Consider the following 16940-nt stretch of genomic DNA (forward strand, 5'->3'; position numbering starts at 1 on the left):
GCGTGCGAACCAGTCATCGCAGCGGGCACGCTGTCACATTGGTTTCATGCCCTGCACCTATCCTGTGGCCAGACCGAACGAACAGGATCGCTCGCCATGGCCTCGCTCTGGAACCTGCTTTTCTCCCGCCCCCGCCAGAACACCTATGCCCGCCTCGACGCCGACGGCAGATGCCTTGGGTTCATGCACTGCACTCGGCTGCCCGTCGGCAGCGGCTGGGTCCAGGTCAGCGAAGCGCACCTGGGCTGGCTGGGCCAGCCGCTACCGGCCAGCGCTCGGGTTTGCGCACGCGCAAGCCGTCGCTGGCAACAACGCACCCTGCCGGCCTGACAAACGCAGCAATAAAAAGCCATTAAGCGCACCTTTCTGCCCGCGACATCGTTATAATCTCCCCCCGATTATAAGGACGTCTCCTGATCGGGCCCCGCATCGCCGTTGACCACGGCACCTTCGACGCTTCGCCCACAGAGAGCCTTCCACTCAGGTCTTGCATCGGCTGTCGTGCCTGCTGTTCCCGGCCTTCGCACTGCATGAACCTGTGGGTTGCCATCGCGCAGTCCCTTTTGAGGTTCACGTTCCAAAAGAACGTGAAAAAACGGGTTTTTCAAACTTCACAAGAGTGTGGCGAGCAAAATGAACAGTCTGGCATGTGCAAAAGCGACAGATGCGTCCCGAACAGCCTCGAACAGACGACAACAGCCTTCATCCTCAATGGGGTGCTGAGGCCGGTCCATACCGCACGGCGGACACCTTGACCATAAGTCGCATTGCCGCACCCGTGGCAAACGGCGTTCAATATGTGAACACCAAGACTGAATTGGCAGTGTCCGCGGAAGTGGCAAGAACTGCGAAGAGTCGGACATGGCGATCCTGGCCACCCCAGTGATCCTATGCTGTCAATTAGGTGCTGTAGATTGTGGAGACGCGTTAAATGGCGCAGAACGAATCGGTTGATGTAGTACTGGTAGGCGCGGGCATCATGAGTGCCACCCTGGCCGTACTGCTCAAGGAACTCGACCCGTCGATCAAGCTGGAGGTCGTCGAGGCGATGGACTCCGGTGCCGCGGAAAGTTCCAACCCCTGGAACAACGCAGGGACAGGCCATGCTGGCCTGTGCGAGCTGAACTATACGCCCCAGGCCGCCGATGGCAGCATCGACATCAAGAAGGCCGTGCACATCAATACCCAGTTCGAGGTGTCCCGCCAGTTCTGGGCCTATCTCATTCGCAAGGGCGGCTTCGGCTCGCCACGCGCCTTCATCAACCCAGTGCCGCACCTGAGCTACGTCGAAGGCGACAAGGGTGTTGCATTCCTCAAGAAGCGCTTCGAGCTGCTCAAGCAGCATCACGCCTTCGCCGAGATGGAATACACCGAAGACAAGGCCGTGATGAACGAGTGGATGCCGCTGATGATGCCAGGCCGCCCGGCCGATCAGCACATCGCCGCCACCCGCGTGATCAAGGGTACCGACGTCAACTTCGGCGCCCTGACCAACAAGCTGCTCAAGCAGCTGGGCAACTGCCCCGACGCCCAGGTCAAATACAGCAAGAAAGTCGTCGGCCTGCGTCGCAACGGCAGCGGCTGGACCGTTAGCATCAAGGACGTCAACAGCGGCGGCAGCCGTGAAGTCGATGCCCGCTTCGTGTTCCTCGGCGCCGGCGGTGCGGCCCTGCCGCTGCTGCAAATGTCCGGTATCCCCGAGAGCAAGGGCTTCGGTGGCTTCCCGGTCAGCGGCCAGTGGCTGCGCTGCGACAACCCGGAAATCGTCAAGCAGCACCAGGCCAAGGTCTACAGCCAGGCTGCGGTCGGCGCGCCGCCCATGTCGGTCCCGCACCTCGATACCCGCGTGGTGGACGGCAAGAAGTCCCTGCTGTTCGGCCCGTACGCAGGCTTCACCACCAAGTTCCTCAAGCATGGCTCCCTGCTCGACCTGCCGTTGTCGGTACGTATGGGCAACATCGGCCCGATGCTGGCCGTGGCCCGTGACAACATGGACCTGACCAAGTACTTGGTCAGCGAAGTGATGCAGTCGATGGAACAGCGCCTGGAGTCCCTGCGCCGCTTCTACCCCGAAGCCAAGGCCGAGGACTGGCGCCTGGAAGTCGCCGGCCAGCGCGTGCAGATCATCAAGAAGGACCCGAAGAAGGGCGGTATCCTGCAGTTCGGTACCGAACTGGTTTCGGCCCAGGATGGCAGCCTCGCCGCACTGCTCGGCGCCTCGCCAGGCGCTTCGGTGACCGTGTCGATCATGCTCGAGCTGATCGAACGCTGCTTCCCCGAGCAGGCCAAGGGTGCCTGGGCTGCCAAGCTCAAGGAGATCTTCCCGGCCCGCGAGAAGGTCCTGGCGACCGATGCTGCGCTCTACCACAAGATCAGCGCGCAGAACGACGAAGCGCTGGAAATGGTCGAGGACAGCAGCCCGGCGCAGCACTACGCCTGAGTCGGCCTGTAACGAAAAAACGCCCTTCGGGGCGTTTTTTGTGCCTGATATCGGTGTCAGCCCTATCGGGGTACAAGCCCGCGCCTACAGGTGTACGAGTACCTGGTGGGAGCGGGCTTGCCCCGCGATAGGGCCGGTACAGGCCTACATCTCAGCCTCGAGCGTTATTGATGATCTCGATGTACTCGGCCGCATTACGCTGGTCGGCAATCAGCTCGACGAAGGTCTTGCCCTGTTCGTCCTTGCCGTCCAGGTCCAGGCCAGCCTCGACGAAGAAGCCGACGAAGCGCTCGAAGTCGTCGACGCGCAGGCCACGGTAGGCCTTGACCAGCTTGTGCAGCGAAGGCGAGGTCCGCGCATCGGCCGGCTCGAACCGAAGGAACGTCTTGACGTAGTCGTCGCTGATCTCGTCACCAATCACCTGCTTCTTGTCTTTACGCATTGCCGACTCCAAGTAGACCATCACGGACATTTCAAAGGCCGGCAGTGTACCCCTCGTGGGCCACGGGCCTCAACGCGTACGAACGGTGCCGGTATGCAGGTCGGCCCACACGTGGCCGTTGGGGTAGGTGAGAAACTGCACGTACAGGGTTTCGTTGCGCAGCAGGTCCATGATCACGCGGTAGTTGGCCATCGGGTAGCTCAACGTCAAGGTTCGCGTTTTCTCATCATAGGCCGGCTTCTTCAGGCTCTTGCCGCCTTCCCCATCGAAATTGACCAGCACCTGGCTGATGGTTGCCCCCTTGCTCAGCGGCTTGCCCTTCAGACGCAGCAACAGCGAGGAGGTGATCGGGATCGGTTGCTGATCGGACTGGCGCTGGATGCCGGCCACCACCGAATAGTCGGTTACTTGCAACAATTGCTGGGCTGAAGGGGCTTGCTGGCGCAGGCTCAGATCGTCGGGCGGCAGGAACTGGCCATGCAACGGCGCCGCAGACAGCGGCAGGCTCACCGCCAGCAGGAAGGGAAGAATCGCACGCATGTGAGGCTCCTTGGCAGGGAGGTGCACTCTAGCATGGTGCTGGGCGCAAGCGCGTGGGGACGCGTTGCGCCGCGAAAGGGCTGCAACGCAGCCGCGGCATCACTCGAACTGCGCACGCATCCAGGCGTGGTACTCGGCCACGCCTTCTTCGCCTTCGCGCGGCGCCCAGTGGGCATGCTCGCCCTCGCCCACCGGCCGATACGGCCCGGCCTTGCACTCGAACAGAATGCTGTCGGCCTCCAGCACCACCAGCCCATGGTAGGTGCCTGGCGCCAGGTCGACGCCCAGGCAGTCGCCCCCGGCCGCCAATACGCGCTTGTCGATTACCACGCCCTGGTCGTCGAAGATCAGCAGGCCAAGGCGCCCCTTGAGCACGATCAGCGCCTCGGCCTTGTCATCGCTCAGGTGACGATGGGGCGGGATGTAGGTGGTCGGCTGCAGGCCGACGGCCATCCGGTGGCAGGGCTCTTCCATCTGGTGGAAGTTGTGGTGCTGGCGGCCGCGCGGGTTGCCGGCGGCCTTTTGCGCCAACCCGGCAAACAGCGTGCGGTCGATGAATGCGGGCTGGCGCATGGTCACAGGCCCTTGACGGCGAAGATGCCGTTGGCGTTACGCCAGTAGCCTTTGTAGTCCATGCCGTAGCCGAAGATGTAGCGGTCGACGCACGGCAAGCCTACGTAGTTCGCCTTCAGGTCCGGGCTGGCCTTGCGGTCGTGGTCCTTGTCGATCAGCACGGCGGTGTGCACCGAGCGGGCGCCGGCATGCTTGCAGAAGTCGATGATGGCGCTGAGGGTGTGGCCTTCGTCGAGGATGTCGTCGACGATCAGCACGTCGCGATCGATGAACGAGATCTCCGGCTTGGCTTTCCAGAACAGTTCGCCGCCACTGGTCTGGTTGCGGTAGCGCGAAGCGTGCAGGTAGGAGGCTTCCAGCGGGAACTGCAGGTGGGTGAGCAACTTGCCGGCGAAGATCAGGCCGCCGTTCATGACGCAGAAGACCACCGGGTTCTTGTCGTGCAGGTCTTGGCAGATCTGCTGGCCGACCTTGGCGATGGCCGCTTCGACCTCGGCTTCGGTGTACAGGCAGTCAGCCTCGCGCATGACTTGACGGATATGCTCGAGATCGGCGGACATGGCGCTCTCCAGGGGGCTCGGAATTGGAAAAGCGGGCAAAGGTACGCATCCGCTCGTCACAGATCAAGCATTTATGGACTAACGTGCAGAATGACTGGACGACAGCTCAGGCTGAATAGATTAATCTAGCGCGGTTTTTTTGCCCGCCTCCCGGAGCCCTCCCCTATGCCTACTCGTGAGATCCGCCATCCGCTGATCCGCCACAAGCTCGGCCTGATGCGCCGTGCCGATATCAGCACCAAGAACTTTCGCGAACTCGCCCAGGAAGTCGGCGCCCTCCTGACCTATGAAGCCACCCAGGACCTGCCGCTCGAAACCTACGAGATCGACGGCTGGTGCGGCAAGGTGCAGGTCGAGAAGATCGCCGGCAAGAAAATCACCGTGGTCCCGATCCTGCGCGCTGGCATCGGCATGCTCGATGGCGTGCTCAGCCTGGTGCCGGGCGCCAAGGTGAGTGCCGTGGGCGTCGCCCGCAACGAAGAGACCCTCGAAGCGCACACCTACCTGGAAAAACTCGCGCCGGACATCAACCAGCGCCTGGCCCTGATCATCGACCCGATGCTGGCCACCGGCGGTTCGATGGTCGCCACCATCGACCTGCTGAAAAAGGCCGGCTGCAAGGAGATCCGCGCGATGGTCCTGGTCGCGGCCCCCGAAGGCATCGCCGTGGTGGAAAAAGCCCACCCCGACGTGCAGATCTACACCGCCTCGATCGACCAGCGCCTGAACGAACACGGCTATATCGTCCCAGGCCTGGGCGATGCCGGCGACAAGATCTTCGGCACCAAGCAGAAGGACGCCTGATCATGCAGGACGGCTTCAACGACCCGCTTTGGCGCCAGGTCGTCTCGGGCGCGCAGATGCTCTTCGTGGCATTCGGCGCGCTGGTGCTGATGCCGCTGATCACCGGCCTGGACCCCAACGTGGCCCTGTTCACCGCGGGTATCGGCACCCTGCTGTTCCAACTGGTCACCGGGCGCCAGGTTCCGGTCTTCCTGGCCTCGAGCTTTGCCTTCATCACCCCGATCATTCTCGCCAAAGGCCAGTTCGGCCTGGCCGAGACCATGGGCGGCGTGATGGCAGCCGGCTTCGTGTACACCTTCATGGGCCTGATGGTGAAGATCAAGGGCACCGGCTTCATCGACCGCATGTTGCCGCCGGTGGTGATCGGCCCGGTGATCATCTCCATCGGCCTCGCCATGGCGCCGATCGCCGCCAACATGGCCATGGGCAAGGGCGGCGACGGCAGCGTATTGATGCCGTACAAGACCGCGATGCTGATCTCCATGCCGGCGTTGCTGACCACGCTGATCGTGGCCGTGTTCGGCAAGGGCATCTTCCGCCTGGTGCCGATCATCGCCGGCGTGCTGGTGGGCTTTGGCCTGTCGTTCGCCTTCGGCGTGGTCGACACCGCCAAGATCGCGGCCGCGCCTTGGCTGGAGCTGCCCAGGTTCACGGCCCCGGCCTTCAACTGGCAGGCGATCCTGTTCATCGTTCCGGTGGCGCTGGCGCCGGCCATCGAGCATATCGGCGGGGTGATCGCCGTGGGCAGCGTGACCGGCCGCGACTACCTGAAGAAGCCCGGCCTGCACCGCACCCTGCTCGGTGATGGCCTGGCCACCACTGCAGCCGGCCTGTTCGGCGGCCCGCCCAACACCACCTATGCCGAAGTGACCGGCGCGGTGATGCTGACCAAGAACTACAACCCGAAGATCATGACCTGGGCGGCGATCTTCGCCATCACCCTGGCCTTCATCGGCAAGTTCGGCGCACTGCTGCAAAGCATCCCGGTACCTGTGATGGGCGGCATTCTCTGCCTGCTGTTCGGCTCGATCGCCGCGGTGGGCATGAACACCATGATCCGCCACAAGATCGACCTGGCCGAGGCACGCAACCTGGTGATCGTCTCGGTGACCTTGGTGTTCGGTATCGGCGGCGTGCTGATCGGCAGCGGCGACGGCCCGGACGACTGGGGCCTGAAAGGCATCGCCCTGTGTGCCATCGTGGCCATCGCGCTGAACCTGATCCTGCCCGGCAATGACAGCTGGAAGCACAAGCAGCTGGATGACTGAACTCGCGGGGCTGCTGCGCAGCCCTTTCGCGGCACAAGGCCGCTCCCACAGGGTTCACCGCAACCCTTGTAGGAGCGGCCTTGTGCCGCGAAAGGGCCGCAACGCGGCCCCAGTCATTTAGGCCTTCTCGCACATCCCCGCCAGTACCCTCACCCACTCTGGGTGATCATTCAAGCAAGGCACCAACACCAACTCCTTGCCACCGGCCTCGATAAACTGCTCGCTGCCGCGCATGCCGATCTCTTCCAGCGTCTCGATGCAATCGGCAACGAACGCCGGGCACATCACCAGCAGCCTCCTCACCCCCGCCTTGCCCAGCTCGTCCAAGCGCGTCTCGGTGTAGGGCTCGATCCATTTGGCACGCCCCAAGCGCGACTGGAACGACACCGACCACTTGCCGTCCGGGATACCCATTTTCTGCGCAAAGGCCCGCGCGGTGGCCAGGCATTGGCCGCGATAGCAGACCGCCCGCATCTGTGCACTGGCCTCCTTGCAGCAGTCGGCGGCCTGGAAGTCATGCTGGCCGGTCGGGTCGAGCTTCTTCAGGTGGCGTTCGGGCAGGCCATGGAAGCTCAGCAGCAGGTGGTCGTAGTCCTGCTCCAGGTACGGCCTGGCGCTGGCGGCCAGCGCCTCGATGTAGTCGGGGTGTTCATAGAACGGCTGCAGCACGCGCATCTGCAACGGTAATTGGCGCTCAGTGAGGGTCTGCTTCGCCAGCTCCACCACCGTGGTCACGGTGCTGTCGGCGAACTGTGGATAAAGCGGCGCCAGGGTGACCTTGCGCACGCCTTGGGCCGCCAGGCGCTCCAGCACCTCGGGCAAGGCTGGCTCGCCGTAGCGCATGGCGATGTCCACTGGGCCATGGGGCCAATGCTCGGCCATGGCCGCCTGCAGGCGGCGGGTCAGCACCACCAGGGGCGAGCCCTCGTCCCACCAGATCGAGGCGTAGGCGTGAGCCGACTGTTCCGGGCGCTTGATCAGGATCAGCGACACCAGCAGGCGCCGCACGGGCCAAGGCAGGTCGATCACGTAGGGGTCCATGAGGAACTGGTTGAGGTAACGGCGCACGTCGGCCACCGAGGTGGAGGCCGGCGAACCCAGGTTGACCAGCAGCAGGGCGTGATCGGTCATGCAGCGTCCTATGTCAGAGGCGGCTGGACAGGTTGTCCAGGGCCGATTGCAGATCGTTGAAGCGGAACGTGAAACCTGCCGCCAGCAGGCGAACCGGGCGAGCGCGCTGGCCACCGAGCAACAACGTCGACAGCTCGCCCAACCCAGCCTTGAGCAGCAACGCCGGCACCGGCAGCACAGCGGGCCGATGCAGCGTGCGCCCCAGGCGCTTGGCGAATTCGCGGTTGCGCACCGGCTCCGGCGCGCAGGCATTATAAGGACCGCTGCAGTCCTTGTGCTGCAAGAGAAAATCAATCAAGGCGATCTGGTCTTCTATATGAACCCAGGGCATCCACTGTCGACCATCGCCCAAGGGCCCGCCGAGCCCCAGCTTGAAGGGCATGCGCAGACGCGACAAAAAGCCGCCATCGCTGGCCAGTACCAGGCCAGTGCGCACCAGCACCACGCGGATACCCAGCCGTTGCGCACGCTGGGCGGTTTCTTCCCAGGCGATGCACAACTGGCTGGCGAAGTCTTCCTTCACCGGCGGCGACGCCTCGGTCAGTTCGCGTTCGCCACCGTCGCCATACCAGCCCACCGCCGAGCCCGACACCAGCACCTCGGGGCGCTGCTCGCGGCTTTCCAGCCAAGCCAGCAACTGCTCGGTGAGGGTGATGCGGCTGGCCCACAGCAACGTCCGCCGCGCAGCCGTCCAGGGGCGATCGGCGATGGGCGCGCCCGCCAGGTTGATCACTGCATCCACCGTGTCGTCTGCGGTCAATTCGTCCAGGCGCGCGATGCCGCGCACCCCCGTACCGCAGATACCTGGTACCTGTTGGGGGCGCCTGCTCCAGACCGTCAGGCGATGCCCCTGGTCGCGCCAGTACTGGCAGAGGTGACGGCCGATCAAACCTGTACCGCCGGTCAGCAATATATGCATGGCTGTGTCCTCGCAAGCTGCGCCCGTGGTCTATTTTTAAGAACACAGGCACTTTTTAGACCGGATGCTCTCGGATAAACATAGGCCAACCTGCCCTATCGAGCGGAATAACCTTATACAGAAATACTGCATTGTACAGGTTTGCCTGACCGCGTAGTCTGCTAACAGCAAGGTTTCGAAGAGGCCATCATGACAGTACCTATTGCCATCATCGGTGCCGGAATCGCCGGCCTGTCCGCCGCACAGGCCCTGCAAAAAGCCGGGCAAACCGTCCACCTGTTCGACAAAGGTCATGGCAGCGGCGGCCGCATGGCCAGCAAGCGCAGCGAGGCCGGTGCGCTGGACCTCGGTGCCCAGTATTTCACCGCTCGCGACCGGCGCTTCGTCGAGCAGGTGCAGCACTGGGTCACCGCAGGCTGGGCCGAACAATGGAAACCGCAGCTGTACAACTACCGCGACGGCGAGCTGACGCCCTCCCCCGATGAACAGATACGCTGGGTGGGCGTGCCGCGCATGAGCGCCATCACCCGTGGATTGCTCAAGGATGTGACGGTGAATTTTGGCTGCCGCATCGCCGAAGTGTTCCGCGGCAAGCAGTACTGGCACCTGCAGGACACCGAAGGCTGCAGCCACGGCCCGTTCAGCCGCGTAGTGATCGCCGTGCCCGCACCGCAGGCCACGCCCCTGCTGGCTGCAACGCCGAAACTCGCCGCCGTGGCCGCGGGCGTGCAGATGGAACCGACCTGGGCCGTTGCCCTGGCGTTCCAGTCCGCCCTCGATACCCCCATGCAAGGCTGCTTCGTGCAGGACAACCCCCTCGACTGGCTGGCTCGCAACCGCAGCAAGCCCGGGCGCGACGAGCACCTGGACACCTGGGTGCTGCACGCCACCTCCAGCTGGAGCAAACAGCATATCGACCTGCCCAAGGAAGACGTGATCGAACAGTTGTGGGGCGAGTTCGCCGAGCTGGTGGGCTGCGTGGTACCGGCGCCTACCTTTGCCCTGGCGCACCGCTGGCTCTATGCCCGCCCGGCCGGCAACCACGAATGGGGCGCCCTGGCCGATGCCGACCTGGGCCTGTATGCCTGTGGCGACTGGTGCTTGTCCGGCCGCGTCGAAGGCGCCTGGCTCAGTGGCCAGGAAGCTGCCAGGCGGCTGTTGGAACACCTGGAGTGAACCTGCCTCTGTAAAGGCTTGAGCCAAGCATCGCACCAGCGGTGCTAGAGCTCGAACGCCCTTCACGGTACGCCCTGTTTAAAAATCGCTTGCATAACCTCGGCGCTGTGTTGAAATCGACTTGTACAAAAATATATAGATGTACAAGTTTTATGGACGCAGCGATGAAGGATGCCGACAGCCTGACCACCACCCCCTTTCAAACCCAGGCGCGCGCGCAATGGCAGCACTTGCTTGCCGAAGGCCTGAGCCGTGGCGCGCTGGTGCGCTTCCATTCGCGCTACAAGTACTTGGTAATGGCCTGCAGCCCCCAGGCCTACCGGGAACTGGGGCGCCTGCTGGGCAGCATGTCCGGCGATGACGATCCGCAGCAGCTCGGCGCGAATTACTTCAACCTGTTGCTGCAGGCCCTGCAGCACACGCCCAGCCGGGGTACCCACACTAATGTATTGCAGCATCTGAGCGGTTACCTGCGCCCCGTGCTGGCGCAGCATGAGCGCAGACAGTTGCAGGACACCATCAGCCACTACCAGCAAGGCAGCGTGCCGCTGACGGCTCCCCTGGCCCTGCTCAGGCACCACCTGCACGGGCACCCTGACCCCTACCTGCTGCAGCAGGTCTACCTGCAACCGGCCCTCCATTCACCCGATGCTGCATAACCGGACGAGGCGCTTCACCATGCAATTGATCTGGCTGCGTACCGACCTGCGCGTCGATGACAACCACGCCTTGAGCGCCGCCTGCGCGCGCGGGCCGACCCTCGCCCTGTGGCTGGCCAGCCCCGGCCAATGGCAGGCTCATGACGATGCCGCCTGCAAGGTCGATTTCTGGCTGCGTAACCTGCAGGCCCTGCGCCAGTCGCTGGAGCGCCTGGAGATACCGTTGCTGGTTCGCCAGGTCGACACCTGGCAGCAAGCGCCCCAGGCGGTGCTGGAGGTATGCCGGCAATACAGGGTGCAAGGCGTGCACTGGAACGAGGAATACGGCGTCAACGAACAGCAGCGCGACGCACGTACCCAGGCGTTGCTGCACGAGGCCGGCATCGCAGCCCAGGGCCACCTGGACCAACTGCTGCTGCGCCCGGGCTCGGTGCTTACCCGCAGCGGTCATTACTTCCAGGTGTTCGGCCAGTTTCGAAAGGCGTGCCTGGAACAGCTGCGCCTGAGCCTGCCGCCCCTGGCCCCGAGGGTGACGAGCCAGGCACCGACGGGCATCGCCAGCGATCCGATTCCCCAGGCCTTCTCCGGCTTTGCCGCACCGTCGCGAAGCCTGCGCGAGCATTGGCCAGCGGGTGAAAACGAAGCGCAGCGCCGCCTCACCCGTTTCATCGATGAAATCGTCGAGGACTATCCTCGTCTGCGCGACCTGCCCGCCAGGACCGGTACCAGCCAGCTGTCGCCTTACCTGGCCGCTGGCGTAATCTCGCCACGCCAATGCCTGCATGCAGCCCTGCTCGGCAATCAAGGCGAGCTGGACAGCGGCAACGCCGGCGTACGAACCTGGATCAACGAACTGCTCTGGCGGGAGTTCTACAAGCACATCCTGGTGGGTTATCCACAGGTCGCCCGGCATCGGGCCTTCCGCGCCCATACTGAAGCCTTGCCCTGGCGCGACGCCCCCGAGGACCTGGAAGCCTGGAAGGCAGGGCGCACCGGCTTTCCGCTGATCGATGCGGCCATGCGCCAGCTGCGCCATACCGGCTGGATGCACAACCGCCTGCGCATGGTGGTCGCCATGTTCCTGAGCAAGAACCTGCTGATCGACTGGCGACTGGGCGAACGCCATTTCATGCGTCATCTGATCGACGGCGACCTGGCCGCCAACAATGGCGGCTGGCAGTGGAGCGCCTCCACCGGGACCGATGCGGTGCCGTATTTCCGGATCTTCAACCCGATCAGCCAGTCGCGTCGCTTCGATCCACAGGGGCAGTTCATCCGCCATTGGCTGCCGGAGCTGCAGGGGCTCGATGACAAGACTGTTCATGAACCCGGGGGCAGCGGCGACTTGTTCGCGGCGCCCTACCCTCGGCCGATCGTCGATCTGGCCAGCAGCCGGGCGCGGGCCCTGGCGGCGTTTCAGGGCGTGTGCAGATGAAGGCGTCTGCCCTATTGGGAGCGGAAGGCTACAGCGGGAAAGGCTGAACCGGGTCGGCGCTACCCCAGAGCAGCGGCAGCACCGTGCCCAACGACTGCGGCTGCGCGCTGGTCCAGAATGCGGTACTGCGCGCCGGCCCAGCGGCCAGCAGGCCCCGCGCAGCCAGCAAGCGCTGCAACTGTCGCGCAACGGCGGCGCCGGTATCGATGATCGCCACGTCCGAAGGCACCATCTGCGCCAGCAGCGGGCGCAGGAAGGGATAATGGGTACAGCCGAGGATGACGGTATCGCACCCGGCCGCCAGCAAAGGCTGCACATAGCCCCAAAGCAGTTGGCGCAGCTCGGGGCTGTCGAGGTCCCCGGCCTCGATGCGTTCGACCAGCCCAGGGCACGGCTGGGTCACCACCTGTACGTCATTGGCGAAACGATCGAGCAAAGCTGCGAACTTGGCGCTCTGCAAGGTGCCGGTGGTGGCCAGGACACCGACCACGCCCGAGCGGGTGGCCGACGCCGCCGGCTTGACCGCAGGCTCCATACCCACCAGGGGCCAGTCCGGATACAGCTCGCGCAGGTCGGCGACCGCGGCCACCGTAGCGGTGTTGCAGGCCAGCACCATGGCCTTGGCGCCCTGCTCGCGGAAGAACCCGGCGATGTGGCGCAGGCGTTGGCGGATGTAGTCCGGGGACTTCTCGCCGTAGGGCACATGGCCGCTGTCGGCGACATACAGCAGCGACTCGCTGGGCAGCAGGCGCTGGATCTCGGCAAGCACCGACAGGCCGCCGACCCCCGAGTCCATCACGCCGACCGGCGCCGAACGCTCAGCCATGCCGGCTGCCACACACAGGGCACGCCGGGTCGCGCTTGACGCGCAGTTCGCGCATGCGCGTGCCGAGGGCATCGATCAGCAGCAGGCGGCCGATCAGCGGGTCACCGAAACCGGCCAGCAGCTTCATCGCCTCCAGGGCCTGGAGGCTGCCGACCAGGCCAACCAACGGCCCGAGCACGCCGGCTTCGCTGCAGGTCAGCTCGGCGTCGCTGCCATGGCCATAGAGGCAGTGGTAGCAAGGGCTGTAGTCACGACGTGGGTCGAACACCGACAACTGCCCCTCCAGGCGAATCGCCGCACCACTGACCAACGGCTTGCCGGCCGCGACACACGCGGCGTTGACCGCCTCGCGGGTGGAGAAGTTGTCGGAGCAGTCCAGCACCACATCGACCGCCGCCACGGCCGCGGCGAGGGAGTCTTCGTCCAGCGCCTGGCGATGGGCGACCAGGCTGATCTCGGGGTTGATCGCCTGCAGGCGCTTGAGCGCCGAGTCGACCTTGCTCATGCCCACGCTGTCGCTGTCATGGATAACCTGGCGCTGCAGGTTGGTCAGGTCGACGGTATCGAAGTCGGCCAGGTGCAGTTCGCCCACCCCGGCAGCGGCAAGGTACAAGGCCACCGGCGAGCCGAGCCCACCCAGGCCGACCACCAGCGCCTTGCTGCGTTTGAGCCGCAACTGGCCGTCGATATCCACTTGGGCCAGCAGGATCTGCCGGCTGTAGCGCAACAGTTCCTGATCACTCAGCATGGCAGTCGCCCCATGGAAATACGTTCGTGGTCGGCTAGGTCGCGCTGGCTGGCCACCTCGACGAAGCCATGGCTGGCCAGCAGTTCGCGCACCGCCACGGCCTGATCGTAGCCGTGTTCGAGCAGCAGCCAGCCACCGGGCAGCAGGTGCTCGGGCGCCTGGGCGATGATCACGCGCAGGTCGTCCAGGCCATCGGTGCCGGCCACCAATGCACTGCTGGGCTCGAAACGCACATCGCCGGCCACCAGGTGCGGGTCATTGGCCGCGATATAGGGCGGGTTGCTGACGATCAGGTCGAAGCGCTCGCCGGCCACGGCGCCGTACCAGTCGCTCAGGCGCACCTGGGCATTACCCAGGCCAAGGCGCTCACGGTTGCGCTCGGCCAGGGCCACGGCCTCCGGGACGCGGTCCAGTGCCGTCACCTGCCAGGCCGGGCATTCGCTTGCCAGGGCCAGGGCAATGGCGCCGGTGCCGGTCCCCAGGTCGAGCACGCGCGCAGGGCGGGGCGGCACCCGGGCCAGGGCGGCTTCCACCAGCAGCTCGGTTTCCGGGCGTGGAATCAACGTGTGCGGCGCCACTTCCAGGTCCAGCTTCCAGAACCCTTGCTGGCCGAGGATATAGGCCACCGGCTCACCGGCTCGGCGGCGGGCCAGGTAGCCGGCGAACGTCTCGGCTGCTTCGCTGCCGACGATGCGCTCCGGCCAGGTGTGCAGGTAGCTGCGCGACTTGCCCAGGGCTGCGGCGAGCAACAGCTCGGCATCCAGGCGCGCGGTCGGGGAATCCGGCAGCTGCGCGTTGCGCAGCAGGCTGGCGATGATGGTCATTCAATCCCCCAGGGCGGCCAGCTGGTCGGCCTGGTACTCGGCCAGCAGAGGCTCGATCACGGCATCGACACCGCCGGCCAGGATATCGTCGAGCGAATACAGGGTCAGGTTGATGCGGTGATCGGTCACCCGGCCCTGTGGATAATTGTAGGTGCGGATGCGCTCGGAGCGATCGCCCGAGCCCACCAGCAGCTTGCGCTCGCTGGCGATGGCGTTCTGTGCGGCGCTGGTCTGCATGTCGTTGAGCTTGGCCGACAACCACGACATGGCCCGGGCGCGGTTTTTATGCTGGGAACGTTCCTCCTGGCACTCGACCACGATCCCGGTGGGCAAGTGGGTGATGCGGATCGCCGAGTCGGTCTTGTTGACGTGCTGGCCACCGGCGCCGGAGGCACGGTAGGTGTCGACCCGCAGGTCGGCCGGGTTGATCTCGATGGCGACCTGCTCATCCGGCTCGGGCAGCACGGCCACGGTGCAAGCGGAGGTGTGGATACGGCCTTGGGATTCGGTCTCCGGCACCCGCTGCACGCGGTGCGCGCCAGACTCGAACTTGAGCTTGCCATACACGCTCTCGCCCTCGACCCGGGCGATAATTTCCTTGTAGCCGCCGTGCTCGCCTTCGTTCTCGGAGAGAATTTCCAGGCGCCAGCCACGCTTCTCGGCATAGCGCGAATACATGCGGAACAGGTCGCCGGAGAAAATCGCCGCCTCGTCACCGCCGGTGCCGGCACGGATTTCCAGGAACACGTTGCGACCGTCGTTGGGGTCCTTGGGCAGCAGCATGCGCTGCAGCTGCGACTCCAGGCCGACCAACTGTTCCTTGGCCTCGCGCACCTCCTCGACGGCCATCTCGCGCAGGTCCGGGTCGCTGTCCTTGAGCAACGCCTGGGCGCCTTCCAGGTCGTCCTGGACCTTGCGCCACTCCTTATAGGCGTCGATCACCGGCTCGACTTCGGCGTACTCGCGCGAATAGGCGCGAAAACGTGTTTGGTCGGTGATGACTTCGGCATCGCCCAGCAGGGCGGTGAGTTCCTCGAAGCGGTCCTGGAGGGTATCCAGTTTATTGAGCAGCGACGCTTTCATTGCGGGGTCTTGTCCGTCGAGCCCTCGTTGAGGGCAAAGAGTTCCTGGGCCATGGCCAGCGCATCGAGGCGGCCTTCGGCGGAGAGCTTTTTCAGTTGCACGCTGGGTGCATGCAGGAGTTTGTTGGTCAGCCCCCGCGCCAGCTGGGCCAGCACGTCTTCGGGGTTGCCGCCATTGGCGAGCAGGCGCTGGGCCTTTTGCAGTTCTTCGTCGCGCAGGCGTTCGCTCTGCTGGCGGTAGGCCTTGAGCACATCCACCGCAGCCAGCTCGCGCAGGCGCGCCATGAAGTCCTCGGCGCCCACCGACACCAGCTCCTCCGCTGCCTGGGCAGCGCCCTGGCGGCTCTTGAGGTTTTCCGCGACCACTTCATGCAAGTCGTCGACGGTATAGAGGTAGACGTCGTCCAGCTCGCCGACCTGCGGCTCGATATCCCGCGGTACGGCGATGTCGACCATGAAGATCGGCTTGTGCCGGCGCTGCTTCAGGGCGCTTTCCACTGCACCTTTACCCAGGATCGGCAATTGGCTGGCCGTGGAACTGATGACGATATCGCTGTTGGCAAGCTCCTGGGGGATATCGGACAGCAGCACCGCATGGGCACCGAACTGCTCGGCCAGGGTGCTGGCCCGTTCGAGGGTGCGGTTGGCCACGACGATCCGGCGCACGCCCTGCTCGTGCAGGTGGCGGGCAACCAAGGTGATGGTCTCGCCAGCTCCGATCAGCAGTGCCTGGCTGCGCCCCAGGTCGCTGAAGATCTGCTTGGCCAGGCTGACAGCGGCGAAGGCCACCGAAACCGGGTTTTCGCCGATGGCGGTGTCGGTGCGCACTTGCTTGGCGGCGCTGAAGGTGGCTTGGAACAGGCGCCCGAGCAGCGGGCCGATGGTACCGGCTTCGCGGGCGACAGCGTAGGCGGACTTCATCTGGCCGAGGATCTGCGGCTCGCCGAGCACCAGGGAATCCAGGCCGGAGGCCACGCGCATCATGTGCTTGACGGCGTCGTGCTCCTCGTGGATGTAGGCGCTGGCGCGCAGCTCGTCGAGGCTCAGCTGGTGGTACTCGGCCAGCCATTGCAGCACCGCATCGGCGGCCAGGTGGTCCTGCTCTATATAGAGTTCACTGCGGTTGCAGGTCGACAGGATCGCGGCCTCGCGGCTGGCGGTCAGTCGGCAGAGCTGCTGCAGGGCATCGACCAGCTGCTCTGGCGTAAACGCCACGCGCTCGCGTACGTCTACCGAGGCAGTCTTATGGTTGATACCAAGTGCAAGAAAGGCCATGCAAGGTCGCTGGTTGTGACGAGAAGCCGATAATTGTCCTACTTCGCAGGTTCCAGAACAACCACCGTTCGCTATTGTCGCGATAGCAAGGGTGTATGCCTGGGGCTGCGTGCCTGAGGCCAGGTATCGTGGAACCCTACTCCCCCCAAAAGGTCGCAGTTAACCAGACACCGCACTGGTGGGTTTGCCCTCGCGCTTGTGTCATCATGCTCCGACCGCCGGTATCCAAAGCCTCCTT

The 16940-nt window shown here is 64.7% G+C and carries 17 protein-coding genes and 1 pseudogene; 7 read left to right on the forward strand and 11 right to left on the reverse strand.

What is annotated here, in order from left to right:
• Window positions 1-96: 96 nt before the first annotated feature.
• On the forward strand, window positions 97-330 hold the full coding sequence (locus tag ACXHGZ_RS17785) for a hypothetical protein (protein ID WP_480460749.1): 234 nt from the start codon (window positions 97-99) through the stop codon (window positions 328-330).
• A 601-nt stretch (window positions 331-931) separates the two neighbouring features.
• Window positions 932-2440: a malate dehydrogenase (quinone) gene (gene mqo / locus ACXHGZ_RS17790; protein WP_084858575.1), complete on the forward strand. Its 1509-nt coding sequence runs from the start codon at window positions 932-934 to the stop codon at window positions 2438-2440.
• A 151-nt stretch (window positions 2441-2591) separates the two neighbouring features.
• On the opposite strand, the gene ACXHGZ_RS17795 is transcribed toward mqo, so the two are convergent.
• From ACXHGZ_RS17795 to ACXHGZ_RS17810, 4 genes are all read right to left on the reverse strand, one after another.
• Entirely contained in the window at window positions 2592-2882 is a 291-nt protein-coding gene (locus ACXHGZ_RS17795; protein WP_480460751.1) for a PA4642 family protein, read from the reverse strand.
• Window positions 2883-2951: 69 nt separating this feature from the next.
• Complete coding sequence (locus tag ACXHGZ_RS17800; protein WP_480460753.1) at window positions 2952-3422, reverse strand: hypothetical protein; 471 nt, start codon at window positions 3420-3422, stop codon at window positions 2952-2954.
• A 99-nt stretch (window positions 3423-3521) separates the two neighbouring features.
• On the reverse strand, window positions 3522-3995 hold the full coding sequence (locus tag ACXHGZ_RS17805) for a WbuC family cupin fold metalloprotein (RefSeq protein ID WP_480460754.1): 474 nt from the start codon (window positions 3993-3995) through the stop codon (window positions 3522-3524).
• 2 nt (window positions 3996-3997) lie between these two features.
• The gene (locus ACXHGZ_RS17810) at window positions 3998-4555 is read right to left on the reverse strand and encodes a hypoxanthine-guanine phosphoribosyltransferase (protein WP_084858579.1); all 558 of its coding nucleotides are present in this window, start codon (window positions 4553-4555) and stop codon (window positions 3998-4000) included.
• 165 nt (window positions 4556-4720) lie between these two features.
• On the opposite strand from ACXHGZ_RS17810, the gene upp reads away from it, so the two are divergent.
• Together upp and ACXHGZ_RS17820 are read left to right on the forward strand one after the other, a co-directional pair.
• Entirely contained in the window at window positions 4721-5359 is a 639-nt protein-coding gene (upp, locus tag ACXHGZ_RS17815) for a uracil phosphoribosyltransferase (protein ID WP_028691132.1), read from the forward strand.
• A 2-nt stretch (window positions 5360-5361) separates the two neighbouring features.
• Entirely contained in the window at window positions 5362-6627 is a 1266-nt protein-coding gene (locus tag ACXHGZ_RS17820; RefSeq protein ID WP_084858580.1) for a uracil-xanthine permease family protein, read from the forward strand.
• Window positions 6628-6744: 117 nt separating this feature from the next.
• Here the strand turns inward: ACXHGZ_RS17820 and hemH are convergent, their stop codons facing one another.
• Together hemH and ACXHGZ_RS17830 are read right to left on the reverse strand one after the other, a co-directional pair.
• Window positions 6745-7758, reverse strand: coding sequence for a ferrochelatase (gene hemH / locus ACXHGZ_RS17825; RefSeq protein ID WP_480460756.1), 1014 nt, complete (start codon window positions 7756-7758; stop codon window positions 6745-6747).
• Window positions 7759-7771: 13 nt separating this feature from the next.
• A complete protein-coding gene (locus ACXHGZ_RS17830) occupies window positions 7772-8677 on the reverse strand; it encodes a TIGR01777 family oxidoreductase (RefSeq protein ID WP_480460757.1) in 906 nt (301 codons plus the stop codon).
• A 189-nt stretch (window positions 8678-8866) separates the two neighbouring features.
• Here ACXHGZ_RS17830 and ACXHGZ_RS17835 point away from each other — a divergent pair, with 189 nt between their 5' ends.
• The 3 genes and pseudogenes from ACXHGZ_RS17835 (at window position 8867) to phrB (ending at window position 11947) form a co-directional block, all read left to right on the forward strand.
• Window positions 8867-9853 carry an NAD(P)/FAD-dependent oxidoreductase gene (locus ACXHGZ_RS17835; protein WP_324814017.1) on the forward strand — a complete coding sequence of 329 codons (987 nt, stop codon included), beginning with the start codon at window positions 8867-8869 and terminating at the stop codon, window positions 9851-9853.
• A gap of 209 nt (window positions 9854-10062) precedes the next feature.
• Window positions 10063-10512 (forward strand): annotated as a pseudogene (locus tag ACXHGZ_RS17840) (YbgA family protein); the annotation flags it as partial.
• A gap of 19 nt (window positions 10513-10531) precedes the next feature.
• Window positions 10532-11947 (forward strand): deoxyribodipyrimidine photo-lyase, encoded by a 1416-nt coding sequence (gene phrB, locus ACXHGZ_RS17845; protein WP_480460759.1) that lies wholly within the window; start codon window positions 10532-10534, stop codon window positions 11945-11947.
• A gap of 28 nt (window positions 11948-11975) precedes the next feature.
• Here the strand turns inward: phrB and murI are convergent, their stop codons facing one another.
• The 5 genes from murI to hemA are packed head-to-tail and all read right to left on the reverse strand — an operon-like array spanning window position 11976 to window position 16702.
• On the reverse strand, window positions 11976-12773 hold the full coding sequence (murI, locus tag ACXHGZ_RS17850; RefSeq protein WP_480460760.1) for a glutamate racemase: 798 nt from the start codon (window positions 12771-12773) through the stop codon (window positions 11976-11978).
• Window positions 12766-13521: a molybdopterin-synthase adenylyltransferase MoeB gene (locus tag ACXHGZ_RS17855; RefSeq protein WP_084858587.1), complete on the reverse strand. Its 756-nt coding sequence runs from the start codon at window positions 13519-13521 to the stop codon at window positions 12766-12768. The genes murI and ACXHGZ_RS17855 overlap by 8 nt, the downstream gene beginning before the upstream one ends.
• Window positions 13515-14345: a peptide chain release factor N(5)-glutamine methyltransferase gene (gene prmC / locus ACXHGZ_RS17860; protein ID WP_480460762.1), complete on the reverse strand. Its 831-nt coding sequence runs from the start codon at window positions 14343-14345 to the stop codon at window positions 13515-13517. The genes ACXHGZ_RS17855 and prmC overlap by 7 nt, the downstream gene beginning before the upstream one ends.
• A complete protein-coding gene (gene prfA / locus ACXHGZ_RS17865) occupies window positions 14346-15428 on the reverse strand; it encodes a peptide chain release factor 1 (RefSeq protein ID WP_196143737.1) in 1083 nt (360 codons plus the stop codon).
• Window positions 15425-16702, reverse strand: a complete 1278-nt coding sequence (hemA, locus tag ACXHGZ_RS17870) for a glutamyl-tRNA reductase (RefSeq protein ID WP_084858590.1) — start codon at window positions 16700-16702, stop codon at window positions 15425-15427. The genes prfA and hemA overlap by 4 nt, the downstream gene beginning before the upstream one ends.
• Between the last annotated feature and the right edge of the window lie 238 nt (window positions 16703-16940).

The sequence above is a fragment of the Pseudomonas shiyinii genome, from assembly GCF_056725765.1.

Bases quoted from the DNA above. Each gene is read 5' to 3' on its own strand.
- murI (WP_480460760.1), bottom strand. From the start codon at position 12,773: ATGGCTGAGCGTTCGGCGCCGGTCGGCGTGATGGACTCGGGGGTCGGC.
- ACXHGZ_RS17855 (WP_084858587.1), bottom strand. From the start codon at position 13,521: ATGCTGAGTGATCAGGAACTGTTGCGCTACAGCCGGCAGATCCTGCTG.
- ACXHGZ_RS17795 (WP_480460751.1), bottom strand. From the start codon at position 2,882: ATGCGTAAAGACAAGAAGCAGGTGATTGGTGACGAGATCAGCGACGAC.
- phrB (WP_480460759.1), top strand. From the start codon at position 10,532: ATGCAATTGATCTGGCTGCGTACCGACCTGCGCGTCGATGACAACCAC.
- mqo (WP_084858575.1), top strand. From the start codon at position 932: ATGGCGCAGAACGAATCGGTTGATGTAGTACTGGTAGGCGCGGGCATC.
- hemH (WP_480460756.1), bottom strand. From the start codon at position 7,758: ATGACCGATCACGCCCTGCTGCTGGTCAACCTGGGTTCGCCGGCCTCC.
- prfA (WP_196143737.1), bottom strand. From the start codon at position 15,428: ATGAAAGCGTCGCTGCTCAATAAACTGGATACCCTCCAGGACCGCTTC.
- ACXHGZ_RS17785 (WP_480460749.1), top strand. From the start codon at position 97: ATGGCCTCGCTCTGGAACCTGCTTTTCTCCCGCCCCCGCCAGAACACC.
- ACXHGZ_RS17800 (WP_480460753.1), bottom strand. From the start codon at position 3,422: ATGCGTGCGATTCTTCCCTTCCTGCTGGCGGTGAGCCTGCCGCTGTCT.
- ACXHGZ_RS17805 (WP_480460754.1), bottom strand. From the start codon at position 3,995: ATGCGCCAGCCCGCATTCATCGACCGCACGCTGTTTGCCGGGTTGGCG.
- upp (WP_028691132.1), top strand. From the start codon at position 4,721: ATGCCTACTCGTGAGATCCGCCATCCGCTGATCCGCCACAAGCTCGGC.
- hemA (WP_084858590.1), bottom strand. From the start codon at position 16,702: ATGGCCTTTCTTGCACTTGGTATCAACCATAAGACTGCCTCGGTAGAC.
- ACXHGZ_RS17810 (WP_084858579.1), bottom strand. From the start codon at position 4,555: ATGTCCGCCGATCTCGAGCATATCCGTCAAGTCATGCGCGAGGCTGAC.
- ACXHGZ_RS17820 (WP_084858580.1), top strand. From the start codon at position 5,362: ATGCAGGACGGCTTCAACGACCCGCTTTGGCGCCAGGTCGTCTCGGGC.
- prmC (WP_480460762.1), bottom strand. From the start codon at position 14,345: ATGACCATCATCGCCAGCCTGCTGCGCAACGCGCAGCTGCCGGATTCC.
- ACXHGZ_RS17830 (WP_480460757.1), bottom strand. From the start codon at position 8,677: ATGCATATATTGCTGACCGGCGGTACAGGTTTGATCGGCCGTCACCTC.
- ACXHGZ_RS17835 (WP_324814017.1), top strand. From the start codon at position 8,867: ATGACAGTACCTATTGCCATCATCGGTGCCGGAATCGCCGGCCTGTCC.